Raw genomic sequence first — 14330 nt, forward strand, 5'->3', positions numbered from 1 at the left:
CTGTCCACATGTATTGAGGAGTAATCAGTGAAACTCACCCTCGAGGGAATCACGAAGAAGTTCGGTGAATTCACCGCAAACGATTCGATTGACCTCGTCGTCGAACCAGGCGAAATCCATGCGCTCCTGGGGGAGAACGGTGCAGGAAAATCAACTCTCATGAACGTCCTCTACGGACTGTATGAGCCCACCGCCGGCCGTATCCTCATTGACGACGAACCCGTGTCTTTTTCGGGTCCGGGTGACGCTGTTGCGGCAGGCATCGGCATGGTGCACCAGCACTTCATGCTCATTCCCGTGTTCACGGTCGCAGAATCTGTGGCCCTGGGCTATGAGCCCACCAAATCGCTCGGCCTTTTGGATCTCAAGCAGGCTCGGGAGAAAGTCAAGGAGATCTCAGCCCGCTTCGGCTTCGACATCGACCCCGATGCCTACATTGAAGACCTTCCCGTCGGTGTGCAGCAGCGCGTCGAGATCATCAAAGCCCTGTCGCGTGATGCTCAGGTGCTCATCCTCGACGAACCGACCGCGGTGCTCACCCCGCACGAAACCGACGAACTCATCGAAATCATGCGCCAGCTCAAAGAGCGCGGCACATCGATCGTGTTCATCACCCACAAACTGCGCGAAGTCCGCGCCGTTGCAGACTCCATCACGGTCATCCGCCGCGGCAAGGTCGTCGGCGAAGTCAGCCCGGAGTCTTCAGAGGCGGAACTCGCCTCGGCCATGGTCGGCCGCGAAGTCAACCTCAAGTCTGACAAGACGCCCGCCGAACCCGGCGATGTCGCACTCAAGGTCACAGACCTGACGGTGCTCGACAAGAACAACCTGCCGGCGCTCAACCAGGTGTCCCTCGACGTGCGCCGCGGCGAAATCCTTGCGATCGCAGGCGTTGACGGCAACGGCCAGACAGAACTTGCCGAAGCGATCATCGGTCTGGAGGCCCCGGCTGCCGGAACGATCGAACTTGACGGCGTGAACCTCGAAGCCTCGTCGATTAAGGCCAGACTCAACAAGGGCATCGGGTTCGTCCCCGAGGACCGCTCAACAGACGGGATCGTGGCAGGGTTCTCGATTGAAGAGAACATGATCCTCGACTGGTACGACCAGAAGCCCTACGCCAACGGACTGGCGCTGAATCCGTCGGCCATTCGCTCAGCCGCATTGGAAAAGGTCGAGCAGTTCGACATCCGCTGCGGATCAGTGCAGGACCAAATCTCCACGCTTTCGGGCGGCAACCAGCAGAAAGTTGTTCTGTCGCGCGAAATGGGACGCGATCTGCGTCTGCTCGTGGCCAGTCAGCCCACCCGCGGCCTGGACGTCGGATCCATCGAGTTCGTCCACAAGCGGATCATCGAAGAGCGCGACAGCGGAACTCCGTGCCTTATCGTCTCAACAGAACTCGACGAAGTGCTCAACCTTGCCGACAGGATCGCCGTGATGTACCGCGGACAGATCATCGGCACCGTGCCCGGCGGCACATCGCGTGACGTTCTGGGCCTCATGATGGCCGGTGTGCCCGAAGAAGAAGCCAACGCCCGCGTTGCCGACGGTTCGGCCGTGACAGAGGTCAGCCAGGCAGCCCAGGAGGACATCGTATGAATCAGAAGACCACTGCCGCCAGCGCTGATCGAGGCAGTGCGCGCCAGAGCATCATCCGCGGACTGCTGTCGGGCAGCTGGCTGGTGTCGGTTCTGGCGATCGTCATTGCGCTCGTCGCAGGAGCCGTGCTCATCATCCTGGCCGACGCCGACGTCCAGCGGGCCGCAGGCTACATCTTCGCCCGGCCGGGCGACTTCTTCTACTACGCTTTCCACTCGGTTCTCGAAGCCTATTCAGCTCTCTTCCGGGGTGCCGTGTTCGACTGGAACGCGAATTCCTTTGTGCGCTCTGTGCGCCCGCTGACCGAATCGCTGGTGTCGGGAACCCCGCTGATCCTCACCGCACTGGGCATCGCGCTGGCCTTCCGCTCGGGTCTGTTCAACATCGGCGGTCAGGGCCAGGTCATCCTCGGAGCCGTCATCGGCGGATACCTCGGCTACGCGCTGCACCTGCCGGCTGTCCTCCACATGCTCGTGGCACTTCTCGGCGGTATGCTCGCAGGCGCCATCTGGGCTTCGATTGCCGGTGTGCTGAAAGCCAAGACCGGTGCGAACGAAGTGATCGTGACGATCATGCTCAACTCGATCGCGCTGTACCTCATGTCCTATCTGCTCAAACAGGAGTGGTACAAGCACAAGTCCGGTTCGATCCCGCTGACGGCCAATATCGACTCGACCGCGCACTTCTTCAAGATCCTGCCGGACCCGTTCCGCCTGCACATCGGCTTTGTGATCGCCATACTGGCCACCGCGATCATCTGGTGGCTGCTTGAGCGATCCACCATCGGATTCGAAATGCGCATGGTCGGACAGAACCCGGCCGCGGCGCGCACCGCCGGCATTTCCGTGTCGAAGGTGACGATCGTCGTCATGGCGGTAGCGGGTGCGCTGGCAGGTGCCGGCGGCGCCAACCAGGTGCTCGCCACAGAGGGCAACGTCGGCGGCGGCATCGCCGGAACGATCGGCTTCGACGCCATCACGGTGGCTCTTCTGGGCCGTTCGCGCCCGATCGGAGTGTTCTTCGCCGGGATTCTGTTCGGCGGTTTCAAAGCCGGCGGCTACCTCATGCAGGCCCAAACCGGCACGCCGATTGACATCGTGCTCGTCGTGCAGTCGATCATCGTGCTCCTGATTGCGGCACCCCCGCTAGTCAGGGCAATCTTCCGCCTGCCGGAGCCCATCGAAAAGCGCCGTGAAGACGTGAAGTCGACCGGCACCTCGACAGGTGCTGAAACAGCAGACTCGACCGGCGCGAAAGCCGAAAGCACAGAAGCGGCAGACGCCGCACCGACGACCGCAGCCGCTGCTAACGGCGGGGAGGAACGATGAGCACACAGACCAGCGTTCACAGCGCCCAGAAGCTCGCACCGAGGGACTGGAAGTTCCCGGTTGTCTACGGCGTCCTCGCCTTCATCGCACTGGCGGCCTTCGGCCTGGCCGCCGAAGGCGGTCGAAACGCAACCTTCCAGCTGGGCCAGCAGGGCGACTTCTTCCACATTCCGAACATCACCGTCGATGCCAAAACCACCGGCATTGTGATGGGACTGCTGCTGGCAGTGCTTGCGGGACTGTCCTTCTGGGGTCAGCTCAAGCGCATCACAATCGGCAACTGGCTTCCCGTGGCCGTCGGCGTGCTGTTCGTCATTGCGTTCCTCGCGTGGTCCGGCGCCGGATCAGGCGTCATCCCCGCAACCGCTCTGCTCGCCGGTGCTCTTGCACTGTCGGTTCCGCTGATCTTCGGCGCAATGTGCGGTCTGGTGGGCGAACGCGCGGGCATCATCAACATCGCAATTGAAGGCCAGCTGCTGGCCGGTGCTTTTGTTGCCGCAGTCGTCGCCTCGCTCGTGGGCAGCCCCTACGCGGGCCTTGTCGCCGCACCCATCGGCGGCGTGCTCGTGGCGATTGTCCTCGTGTTCTTCGCGGTGCGCTACTGGGTCGACCAGATCATCATCGGTGTCGTCCTCAACGTCCTCGTGATTGGTCTGACCAGCTTCTTCTTCTCAACCGTCCTGTCGGACAACCCCGAACAGTGGAACCGCTCCATGCGCCTTCCGGCACTGCCCGTGCCGGTCCTGTCGGACATTCCGATCATCGGGCCGGTGCTGTTCAACCAGAACATCCTCGTGTACCTCATGTACATCCTCGTGGCGGTTCTGCAGATTGCGCTGTTCAACTCCAAGTGGGGCCTGCGCCTGCGCGCAATCGGCGAACACCCGCGGGCAGCTGACACCGTCGGCATCAACGTCAACCGCGGCCGCGTGCTCAACACCATCATGGCCGGTGCAATTGCCGGTCTGGGCGGAGCGTTCTTCACCGTCGGTTCGGGTCTTGCCTTCGGCAAGGAAATGACAGCCGGACAGGGATACATTGCCCTGGCCGCCATGATCCTCGGCAAATGGAACCCCCGCGGCGCGCTCATGGCTGCGCTGCTGTTCGGGTTCGCGAAGAACCTCGGCAATTCGCTTTCGGCCATTGGCTCGCCGATCCCGCCGGACCTGCTGCTCATGCTGCCGTACATCGTCACGATCTTCGCCGTCGCCGGATTCGTGGGCAAAGTGCGCGCACCGGCGGCCGAAGGCGTACCCTACTCCAAGCAGTGATGCACATGCCCGATCAGCCAAGCGGCGCCTCGTCAGAAAAGAGCGACAGCCGGCAGGCCGACAGCATGCCGGGCAGCGTGGACGAGCGCGTGTGGGAGGACCTGCGAAAACAGGCCCGCCAAGCCATGCGGCGAGCCTACGCGCCGTACTCCGGCTACCCGGTCGGGGTGGCAGCGCTCGTGGACGACGGCCGGGTGATCACCGGATGCAACGTCGAGAACGCCTCCTACGGGCTCGGCCTGTGCGCCGAGTGCGGACTCGTATCGCAGCTGGCGGCAACCGGGGGAGGCAAGCTCGTCGCCTTCAGCTGCAGCGACGGCCAGGGCAGCAAGCTTGTCCCGTGTGGGCGATGCCGCCAGCTGCTCTACGAATTCGGCGGACCTGACCTCCTGCTGGACATGCCCAGCGGCATCCAGCCGCTGTCTACCGTGCTGCCCGAAGCGTTCGGGCCCGACCACCTGAAACAGCAGACCACCCAACCGCAACCATGAGGAGTGTGTGACGTGGAAAAGTTTGACGCCGTTGACATCATCATCGCCAAGCGCGACGGCAATTCCCTGACCGACGAACAGATCGACTGGACAATCGACGCCTACACCCGCGGCGTCATTGCCGATGAACAGATGTCTGCTCTCGGCATGGCGATCTTCCTCAACGGCATGGAGTCGCGCGAAATCACGCGCTGGACGCAGGCGATGATCAAGTCCGGTGAAACCCTGGACTTCTCCAGCCTGTCGGTGCCGACCACGGACAAGCACTCCACCGGCGGTGTGGGCGATAAGATCACGCTGCCGCTGGCACCGCTTGTCGCAGTGTTCGACGTCGCCGTACCGCAGCTGTCCGGCCGCGGACTCGGCCACACCGGGGGCACGCTCGACAAACTCGAAGCGATCCCCGGCTGGCACGGAGCGATCTCCACCGAGGGCATTGTGCGACAGCTTGACGAGGTCGGCGCCATCATCTGCGAAACCACAGAAGGGCTGGCACCTGCAGACAAGAAGCTGTACGCGCTGCGCGACATCACCGGGATCGTCGACACGATTCCGCTGATCGCCTCATCGATCATGTCGAAGAAGATCGCCGAGGGCACAGAAGCTCTCGTGCTGGACGTCAAAACCGGCTCCGGCGCGTTTATGAAAGACCGGCAGAAGGCCGAGGAGCTTGCCCGCACCATGGTTGAACTCGGTAAAGCCGCAGGCACCGCAACATCCGCGTTCATCACCGACATGTCCACCCCGCTGGGCCTGGCTGTGGGCAATGCGATCGAAGTTGAGGAAAGCGTCGAGGTGCTCGCCGGCGGCGGCCCGGCCGACGTCGTCGAACTCACCGTCGCTCTGGCGCAGGAAATGCTGGCACTCGTCGGCAAGACAGACGTCGATGTCGCCGCGGCACTCAAGGACGGACGCGCCATGGACAAGTGGCGTCAGATGATCAGCGCACAGGGCGGTGACCCTGACGCGAAACTGCCGATGGGCCGCGAGAACCACGTTGTCACGGCCGCCGAATCCGGTGTTCTCACCGGTCTTGACGCGCTTTCTGTGGGCCAGGCATCGTGGCGACTGGGCGCAGGCCGCGCCCGTCCGGGCGACGCCGTACAGGCCGGTGCGGGCATTCGCCTGCACGCCAAGCCCGGCGACACTGTTGAAGCCGGTGCCCCGCTCATGACCCTGTACACAGATGAAGCCCAGCGCTTCGACCGAGCCCTCGAAAGCCTCGAGGGAGCAGCGGTGATCGCCCCGGCAGGAAGCCCGGAGGCGACAGCGGCTGCCGAATCCACCTCGGTCATCTTCGAACACATCAAGTGAACTCAAGGAGCATTATGAAGAAGACCGATGTCGCAGCGATCATCGACCACACGCTGCTCAAGCCCGAATCCACCCCGGAAGACTTCGCCGCTCTCGTTGAGGAAGCCAAGAAGCTCGGCGTGCTCGCAGTGTGCGTGTCGCCGTCGGCTCTGCCGCTGAAAGACACGGGCAACCTTGTGATCGCAACCGTCTGCGGGTTCCCCTCCGGTGCTGTCGCCCCGCAGATCAAGGCTGCCGAGGCGGCACTGGCTGTTGAACAGGGTGCTCAGGAAGTCGACATGGTCATCAACATCGGTGCCGCCAAGGCCGGACTGTGGGATGACGTCGAAGCTGACATCCGCGGCGTTGTCGAAGCCGTTGCAGATGCCGCGAAGAAGGCCGGGCACGATGCCCTGGTCAAGGTCATCATCGAATCCGCAGCGCTCGAAGACGACGAAATCGTCGCCGCGTGCGAAGCCTCGGTGCGCGCCGGTGCTCACTTTGTGAAGACCTCCACCGGCTTCCACCCGGCTGGTGGGGCTTCGGCTCACGCTGTTGCCATCATGCGCAAGACCGTCGGCGACGCTCTGGGTGTTAAGGCCTCCGGCGGTATCCGCTCGGCTGAAGCTGCCCGCGAAATGATTGAAGCCGGAGCATCGCGTTTGGGCCTTTCCGGTTCCGCTGCGGTTCTCGACGGCTTCGAAGACTGAGGTTCTGGGTTCGGCTCTAGCCGGAAAACACTCGTCAGCCGGAAAACTCCCGATAGCAACAAATCCACCCGCTAGCCGCACGGCTAACGGGTGGATTTGTTCTTTTGCGGTGTGTCGAGGTTCGGCGGCTGTGTGTCTTGGCTGAGTTGGTGGTCTGCCAGCGTGAGCTTTTACAGACCCAGGTACGCGCCGAGTGCGGCTGAGAGCGCCGATAGGCGCTGGCGGCATTCGGCAACTGCGGTGCGCACGTCCTCGGGGGTGTCGAAGCCGTCAGCCGGTGCGACCGTTTCCAGGTAGCACTTGAGCTTCGGCTCTGTGCCCGACGGGCGGATGATGATCCTGTCACCGCCTGCCAGACGCAGTTTGATGCCGTTGGTGGGCGGCAGCTCATCGCTTCCAGCAGCCAGGTCGATGACTTCGACGACGTCCCGCCCTGCGAGTTCGGCAGGAGGAGTGCTGCGCAGCGAGTCAACTGCCGCGGTGATCTTCTCCACGTCGTCAAAGCGGAATGTCAGTGGCGCGGTGAGGAAGACACCGTCGCGCTGACGAATGTCATCCAGCTGGTCTTCAACACTGAGTCCAACGCTTTTGAGTTTGGAAACGAGGCCGGCGAAGACAACGGCAGCGCTTATGCCGTCCTTATCGCGCACAGCTTCGGGGTCGACGCAGTAGCCGAGTGCTTCCTCGTAGCCGTACACCAGACCGGGTACGCGGGTGATCCATTTGAAGCCGGTCAGCGTCTGCCGGTGCTCAATGCCCCGGTTGGTCGCTAAATGGGCAACAGCGGTCGAGGACACGATCGAGTTCGCCATGACGCACGTCTCGCCCACAGCCTGGCGGGCTCGCACGGTTCCGGCCATGAATTCGGCAAGCAGAAGCCCCACCTCGTCACCGGAGAGCTGACGGTACCCGCTTTCGTCCCGCGGATCCGGCACAGCGGCCGATACGCGGTCGGCATCCGGGTCATTCGCAATGATGAGATCCGCGCCGACCTCCCGCGCTTTGGCAAAGGCGAGCTCGAGCGCACCGGGCTCTTCCGGGTTGGGGAAGGTGACGGTGGGGAAGTCGGGGTCGGGCTGGTGCTGCTGATCGACCACGTGAACATCCGTGAAGCCGGCCTGGGAAAGAACACGCAGCGCGGTCTGACCGCCCACGCCGTGCATGGCAGTGTAGACAATCGTCAGCGGTGCGCTCTGGCGGGCACCGGCCATGTCACTGAATTCAGCAAGCCGCTCGGTGTAGGCATCGAGCACCTCGTCACCCAGTTCGGTCCACCCGGTGTCCGGCAAGGTCATGCTGCCGACAGACGGAACCTCGGCGATTTTGCCGGCAATAAAAGCGTCGAAAGGCTCAACGATCTGCGCGCCTGCACCGGCCGCAATGGTTTCGAGTTCGGCGTCTGTGAGTTCGCGCCCGTCGGCAGCCGCGGCTGCGCGAGCTGAACCGACGAGGGGCCGCTCGCCAAGGTAGACCTTGTAGCCGTTGTCTTGGGGCGGGTTGTGGCTGGCTGTGACCATCACTCCGGCGTCAGTTCCCAGATGTTTGACGGCGAAGGCCAGAAGGGGCGTGGGCAGCTGTGCGGGCAAGAGCATGGCGTGGCCACCGGCCTGGGTGACGACGGCGGCGGTGACGCGGGCGAAATCGGCTGAGCCGTGGCGAGCATCGCAGCCGATGGCGACGGTGAAGCCCTCACCGACAACATCGCGCAGAGCCGCTGCGAGTCCTGCGGCTGCACGGGTGACGACGGCTGCGTTCATGCGGCTGGGGCCTGGCCCGATTTCGCCGCGCAGACCGGCCGTTCCGAACTGCAGAAGACCCTGAAAGCCTTCCGTGATGTCGGCGATTGCGCGCTCGGAGGCCTCGCCGGGTTCGCCGGTGGCCGCGTCCAGCTGCTTCTGGAGGGCTGCGGCCGTGACGGGGTCGGGGTCGTCAGCGATCCAAGCTTTGACGATTTCGGGGTCGAAGCCATTTGTGAAGCGATCGGCGATCATGGGTCAGCGCTCCTGTCGGGGTAGTTCGGCCATGGTGCTGACGGCTTCGGCCAGCAGAGCAGAGATGCGCGGTCCTGCGGCCTGGCCGGCTTCGATGACTTCGGCGTGGGACAGGGCAGTGGCGGATACTCCGGCGCCGAGGTTGGTCACCAGTGAAATGCCGACAACTTCCAATCCGGCGGCCCGTGCTGCGATTGCTTCGAGCGCGGTGGACATGCCGACGAGGTCTGCGCCGAGGGTGCGGGCCATGCGCACTTCCGCCGGGGTTTCGTAGTGCGGTCCGGGGAACTGGGCGTAGACGCCGTCTTTGAGTTCAGGGTCCACACTGCGCAGAACCTCGCGAAGACGCGGTGAGTAGAGGTCGGTCAGGTCAACGAAGTTCGCACCTTCGAGCGGGCTGATGGCGGTGAGGTTGAGGTGGTCGCTGATGATGACCGGGGTGCCGGGTGCGAACTCTTCCGAGGTTGAACCGCAGCCGTTGGTCAGCACGAGCTTGTCGGCGCCGGCGGCCGCTGCGGTGCGGACTCCGTGGGCGACTGCGCGTACGCCGCGGCCTTCGTAGTAGTGGGTGCGGGCACCGAGCACGAGGGCGACTTTGTCGCTGTTCTTCAGGCGAATGGAACGCAGGGTACCGCCGTGGCCGGCGACGACCGAGGCGTGGAATCCGGGAACTTCTGCCGCCGGGGTTTCGGCGATCGTGTCGCCCAGCAGGTCTGCTGCGCTTCCCCAGCCGGAGCCGAGAACCAGGGCGATGTCGTGTTTGTCGACACCGGCTGCCGAGTTGATGACCGCTGCGGCTTCTTCGGCCGCTTTCATGGGATTGTCCGTCATCTGCGCCTTAGTGGGCGAGGTATTCGAAGTCATGTCATAACGGTAGCGGAATGCCCTTGCGCCGGGCAGAGTGGGACACAGCTCTTCTGGGCACAACTGCCGCCTCTGGGTGCTGGTGTGGGCGGGCCTAAAATAGTGGGGTCAGTTGCCCTGGAAGGACTTTGTATGCATATCCGCCCTTTTGTCGACGGTGACGATCTCAAGCTCAACACGATCCTCGGCGATCCGCAGAATCCTGCCGCTCACATGGCTCGTTCGCTGTTTCGGGCGGATGCTGATGCTCCTGTCAGCCGGGCCGTTGTCGCCCAGGTGGCTGATGATGTTCTGATCGGTGCCGCTGTGGTCGCGCAGTCGCCCGCGCACCCTACGCGTGCGTGGGCACATGTTGAGGTCGCCCCGACCGATGAACGCCGAGGTGTCGGTTCGGCTCTGCTGAGCGCCGTACGCGAGGCTGTTGTCGGCACGGACCTTGAGGGTCTGCCGTTGCGGGCTCGGGTGGAGCCGGGCACTGCGGGAGCGCAGGCCGCTGCGGCATGGGGCTTTTCGCCGCTGTTTCGCACCCGGGTGGTCCGCATTGAGGCTGCCGGGCTGGGTGGTTTGGGTGCTGACCGGTTGGAGGACTTCGAGGTGACTGCGACCGGTTCTGTTGCGCTGACCCAGGCGTTTGGCCGCTGGTATGCGGGCGTTAATCGCGCTGACCGTCCGGCCGAGATGACGATTGGCCAGGTCAACCAGCGTTTCCTGTCTGAGGCAACCGGTGCGCACGGTGCGGCGCTCATGCGCAGGGCTGGTCAGATCATGGCTTTCGCAGTGTCGTTCCCCGCAATTGACGATGGTGAGGACGGTGCGACCGAGCTGACCGTCGGCTCCGTGTACGACGGGGCTGTGTCCGGTGGCGCGGTGTCCGACGGTGATGCGGCCGGGGCTGAGGGCGACGGCGCTGTGCACCAGGCGGAATCGGCTGATACTCCTGAGTTCCAGGCCGCACTGGAGGACACGGGCGCGCTCATTGCCCGTCTGTCGACGGACACCCCTGTTGTGGTTGAGGTAACAGGCGAAATGCCGGTGCTCTCAACGCTCATTGATGGGCTGGTGGAGGCCGGCAAAGCACGCGTGCTCTACGAGTACGACACGGTTGCCACCAGCTGAGTCTCACAGCGGTTCTCCTTCTTTCGGCGTGACGGGGCCTTCTGACCGGTCAGGTTTCTGTGGCGGAGTTCCCTGCAGCTGAATGGGTATCGCGGCAGTCCGCGTGATGAACCACGCAACACCCGGTGGGGCCACCGGCAGGTGTCGCAGGCCCAGGTTTTCCAGTTCGGCCTGGGCTCTGGCTCCGACGATGATTCTGGGGCCCAAAGCGCTCGCCTGTGCAGCAGGTGAACCGTACGGCAGCTGTTCGTGCAGACCCCATCCGAGAATTGCTCGATCTGCCGTCATAGCCGGTGCTAGGTCACTTGGAAGTGCGTCGGCCGCACTGAGCTGCGTGAAGCAGTCGGGCAGGCCTGCCGCTATAGCCTGCCGCACCTCGGCAGGACCGATGATGCTCAGCACTTGGCCGTGCTCTTCCGTGTCCCACACAGCCGGTTGGCCGCAGGGGTCGTAGCCGAGAATGCCGTAGGCCGGTGAACGCCCGGCACCCCACGGCAGCGGGAGAGGCGATTCAGCAATATCGCCTCCAACACCCGCAGTGGCGGTAGACTTGGCAGCAGCGGCAGAACCGACAGCACTTGCCGCACAGGCGATCTGCACATCGACCCCGTCAGCTCCGATAACGTCCGCCCCCAGCGCATGGTGTCTTTCATCAGCACTGGCACCGGCACAATCGGTGGGCGGGCCGATGAGAACAGCACGTCCGGCGGGTGGAAAACCGTCAAAGCGGTGATTGCTGAGCCCGAGAAAAATAGCGTCACCGTCAGAGGCAGGTGGGAAGAAAACTCGTCTGCTGACCGATCCGCCGACCCGCGAATGCAGTGTTCTGCGGTCGCACACAATAGTGGTCGCAGCGTCGCCGAGCAGCGCCTCCACCCGCATGAGGATGTGCGGCTGGGCAGTCAGGTGTTCGAAATCGTCGATGAACACCCGCGGTCGGCCACCGGAAGAGATCGTGCGTTCAATCAGACCGAGCGCGTATTCCACCAGCCAGGCATCGGAATGATTGACTACGAGCAGCTCATACCGGCAGTGCGAGGGCTTGTCTCGCGTAAAGACCACACCGGTCGGAGCCACAATGCCGTCTGATGCTGAGCCAGACGATAGCGCCCTACCACGTTCACATGTGCTGTCAGACCCATCGGCAAGCAGCCACAGCAGGGATGACTTGCCCGTGCGGGGCCCTCCCAGAATCGCTGTGCTGATATCGGCATCGGGTGTCCAGTCGACGAGAGTTTGGCGGTCAGGAAGGTCAATCCGCCCCACGGGGCCTGAATCGGTGAACGGCAGGATGTCCGGCAGCGCCTCCGGAGTGATCCTGCGCGTGCGCTGCGGCGGACTGATCTGCCGCAGCTTCTGCAGGATCGGTGCAGGCGGGTCTTCAACTTCGATACCGCACTCACCCGAGGCGGAATCGCTTTCGCGCTTGCCACCCGCCAGCAGCCGCCAACTCACCGTGGTGGACACGTCGGTGGGAACATCCAGCGAGGCTGCGCGAAACATATCGCTGCGGTGGCCAGTGGATATGCAGCCCATGCCCGGCCGGTCCGGTGGGATATCGGCAGCCGCGGGGGAATCGAGAACTTCGAGTGAGTCGGCAGCGTCTCGCACCCGCATGCAGACGCGCAGTGCGATGTTCGTCCGCATGCGCGATGTGATGACCCCCGAGGGCTTCTGCGTGGCAAGGACTATGTGGATGCCCAGCGATCGGCCCAGCGCGGTGAGAGATTCGAGCGCTTCAACACCGGGTGGAAAATCTGCTGTCAGCACTTGGAATTCGTCGATCACAACGACGATTCTGGGCAGCGGAGGTTCAGCACCGGCCTGATTGTGCGCATCGATGTCAGGACAGCCCGACTCTTTGAGAACTGCTTCGCGGTAGCGAACTTCGGCCTGAACGCTGCGCAGTGTGCGCAGAGCCGATCGCAGGTCCAGGTTGTCCGAACACGATTCAACGTGCGGCAGGTCAGCAAGTGGGGCAAATGCTGCTCCGCCCTTGAAATCCATGAGGATAAGCCGCAGCTCCTCCGGCTTTCTGCTTCGGCACAAAGCGGCGATCCAAGTCTGCAGGAGGACAGATTTTCCGCTTCCGGTGGTTCCGGCGACAAGAGCGTGCGGCCCATCGGCGCGCAGATCAGCGAAGATCGGACCATTTTCGCCCATGCCGATGGGAACAGCCGTTTGCGTACACTGGGCCGCAAGATCATCGAAGCTCACGGGTGCGGCCCACGCATCCGCTGTTCCTGCAGTGTGCGGGCACAGGCTGAGGAACCGACCGGTAGTCATACGCGCGGGATTGAACATTCCAGGTTGGGGAACAGCTGCAGAAGACGGAGCGGCTTGCACAATTCGCGCCGTGCGGGCAGACGCTTCGATTACAACACGGTGCCGTGTTTCAGCGCCCGCCACCACGATGCGGTCGTCTTCAACTGTGATCGACACTTCTGCGTCGCTGTCGACACAGCTCTCGCCGCGAACACAGGGGCAGGTCGGCAGGACAGACACCAGTTCCGGTGAGCGCTGGACAGCCGCGTGACCGTGGACAAGAGGTACAGACGCAGTGCAGACCTGAGCGCACAGCGCGCGGGCAATCGGCACGGCTTCTGCACCGCAGAGCACCACAGCATGTTGCCGCAGGTCGATGTTGATGGGCGCCTGCGTTTGAATTCTGCGACTGTCAGCCTCGATCGGCAGCACGGTCCGACCCTCGAGTGTCTGGCAAGCCGCACAGTAATCGTCATCCCATGATTCTTCGGGCTCGGCAGGTTCGGCAACAGCAGCCGGAAGAAGAACAGTCCCGTATCCGACACACACCGTCAGCGGGTCTCGACTGGGTGGGATCTTCGCTTCGACTGTCTGCAGATTGACTTCATCTGCCAAAGCACGCAGCCGGGCTGCGTAGGCGCGCAGTCCTTCGGCTGACTGTCGGCGGATGCGCCGACGCTCCGTGAGCAGCTGCAGTCCCGCGCTCAGCGGTCCCGAGAGGCTGAAGGCAAGAAACCACCACACCTGCATCGCCACGGCCAAGACAATCCCAATGAGCAGCGGAAGGATCAGATGCAGTATCGATGGGCGGTTCAGCTGCGCTACCCGCGGCGCTTTCGGCCAGGGAATAGTTGAGCTGCTGACGGTCTCAGGCTGCCCGTCGTCAACAACCACGATGCTGCTGCCAACCGTGTTCGTGCCGAACTGCAGTCGCTGCGGAACACGCGATGCGAAAGGGTCGTGCAGGCAGAAGTCAGCACGCTCGCTGCGGCCGACCGTGACGGAGTGGGCAGGCAGGATGAAAGCGAAACCCGCATCCGGTCCGGCCACAACTGTGGCGGCCGGCTGAACGCCGGTCAGTCCAGCGCGCACATCCAGCTGGCTTGGACGGCTGACCACGGTTGCCGGATACCGGGCACACCATTGGCGCCAGGTTTCCGAGGCGGGCCGGAAGTGTTCGCCATCGGGGCTGACCGCCCACGCAGTCGCCGACTCAGCTGCGGTGTGACGGGTGAAGGCCGCTAGAACATCAGCAGCACTCGCCCGGTCAGGGGCACTGAGCGCATAGGACGCGTGCCCCTGACCGGTGACGTGAACTGTTGTCTGAGCCATGCTCGGAACATAGGACAGCAGGGGAGAACCGCGCAGCCTGCTGCTTAGCCCTGTGCATTGCCGTTGT

The 14330-nt window shown here is 63.5% G+C and carries 10 protein-coding genes; 7 read left to right on the top strand and 3 right to left on the bottom strand.

The genetic code is table 11. The features are described from left to right. Positions 1-27: 27 nt before the first annotated feature. The 6 genes from HMPREF3162_RS04065 (at position 28) to deoC (ending at position 6695) form a co-directional block, all read left to right on the top strand. Positions 28-1602 carry an ABC transporter ATP-binding protein gene (locus tag HMPREF3162_RS04065; RefSeq protein ID WP_070574545.1) on the top strand — a complete coding sequence of 525 codons (1575 nt, stop codon included), beginning with the start codon at positions 28-30 and terminating at the stop codon, positions 1600-1602. Continuing rightward, the gene (locus HMPREF3162_RS04070) at positions 1599-2930 is read left to right on the top strand and encodes an ABC transporter permease (RefSeq protein WP_070776985.1); all 1332 of its coding nucleotides are present in this window, start codon (positions 1599-1601) and stop codon (positions 2928-2930) included. Before HMPREF3162_RS04065 ends, HMPREF3162_RS04070 begins: the two co-directional genes overlap by 4 nt. Further along, complete coding sequence (locus tag HMPREF3162_RS04075; protein WP_070574541.1) at positions 2927-4201, top strand: ABC transporter permease; 1275 nt, start codon at positions 2927-2929, stop codon at positions 4199-4201. The genes HMPREF3162_RS04070 and HMPREF3162_RS04075 overlap by 4 nt, the downstream gene beginning before the upstream one ends. A 65-nt stretch (positions 4202-4266) precedes the next feature. Continuing rightward, positions 4267-4692: a cytidine deaminase gene (locus HMPREF3162_RS04080; protein WP_070575290.1), complete on the top strand. Its 426-nt coding sequence runs from the start codon at positions 4267-4269 to the stop codon at positions 4690-4692. Positions 4693-4704: 12 nt separating this feature from the next. Further along, a complete protein-coding gene (locus tag HMPREF3162_RS04085) occupies positions 4705-6006 on the top strand; it encodes a thymidine phosphorylase (RefSeq protein WP_070776986.1) in 1302 nt (433 codons plus the stop codon). A 14-nt stretch (positions 6007-6020) separates the two neighbouring features. Further along, complete coding sequence (gene deoC / locus HMPREF3162_RS04090) at positions 6021-6695, top strand: deoxyribose-phosphate aldolase (RefSeq protein WP_070776987.1); 675 nt, start codon at positions 6021-6023, stop codon at positions 6693-6695. 170 nt (positions 6696-6865) lie between these two features. On the opposite strand, the gene HMPREF3162_RS04095 is transcribed toward deoC, so the two are convergent. Both HMPREF3162_RS04095 and HMPREF3162_RS04100 read right to left on the bottom strand, forming a co-directional pair. Next, on the bottom strand, positions 6866-8686 hold the full coding sequence (locus tag HMPREF3162_RS04095) for a phospho-sugar mutase (protein WP_070776988.1): 1821 nt from the start codon (positions 8684-8686) through the stop codon (positions 6866-6868). A 3-nt stretch (positions 8687-8689) separates the two neighbouring features. Next, a complete protein-coding gene (locus HMPREF3162_RS04100) occupies positions 8690-9517 on the bottom strand; it encodes a purine-nucleoside phosphorylase (protein WP_070776989.1) in 828 nt (275 codons plus the stop codon). 165 nt (positions 9518-9682) lie between these two features. Between HMPREF3162_RS04100 and HMPREF3162_RS04105 the strand changes: the two genes are divergently transcribed. After that, positions 9683-10666: a histone acetyltransferase gene (locus HMPREF3162_RS04105; RefSeq protein ID WP_070776990.1), complete on the top strand. Its 984-nt coding sequence runs from the start codon at positions 9683-9685 to the stop codon at positions 10664-10666. 3 nt (positions 10667-10669) lie between these two features. On the opposite strand, the gene HMPREF3162_RS04110 is transcribed toward HMPREF3162_RS04105, so the two are convergent. Then, entirely contained in the window at positions 10670-14263 is a 3594-nt protein-coding gene (locus HMPREF3162_RS04110; protein ID WP_083318903.1) for an FtsK/SpoIIIE domain-containing protein, read from the bottom strand. Positions 14264-14330: the final 67 nt, after the last annotated feature.

This window comes from Brevibacterium sp. HMSC07C04 (genome assembly GCF_001815905.1).
Lineage (GTDB): Bacteria > Actinomycetota > Actinomycetes > Actinomycetales > Brevibacteriaceae > Brevibacterium.

What these genes read in the sequence shown, in the direction of transcription:
- HMPREF3162_RS04070 (WP_070776985.1), top strand. Translation starts at nt 1,599, where the DNA reads ATGAATCAGAAGACCACTGCCGCCAGCGCTGATCGAGGCAGTGCGCGC.
- HMPREF3162_RS04075 (WP_070574541.1), top strand. Translation starts at nt 2,927, where the DNA reads ATGAGCACACAGACCAGCGTTCACAGCGCCCAGAAGCTCGCACCGAGG.
- HMPREF3162_RS04080 (WP_070575290.1), top strand. Translation starts at nt 4,267, where the DNA reads ATGCCGGGCAGCGTGGACGAGCGCGTGTGGGAGGACCTGCGAAAACAG.
- deoC (WP_070776987.1), top strand. Translation starts at nt 6,021, where the DNA reads ATGAAGAAGACCGATGTCGCAGCGATCATCGACCACACGCTGCTCAAG.
- HMPREF3162_RS04095 (WP_070776988.1), bottom strand. Translation starts at nt 8,686, where the DNA reads ATGATCGCCGATCGCTTCACAAATGGCTTCGACCCCGAAATCGTCAAA.
- HMPREF3162_RS04100 (WP_070776989.1), bottom strand. Translation starts at nt 9,517, where the DNA reads ATGACGGACAATCCCATGAAAGCGGCCGAAGAAGCCGCAGCGGTCATC.
- HMPREF3162_RS04105 (WP_070776990.1), top strand. Translation starts at nt 9,683, where the DNA reads ATGCATATCCGCCCTTTTGTCGACGGTGACGATCTCAAGCTCAACACG.
- HMPREF3162_RS04110 (WP_083318903.1), bottom strand. Translation starts at nt 14,263, where the DNA reads ATGGCTCAGACAACAGTTCACGTCACCGGTCAGGGGCACGCGTCCTAT.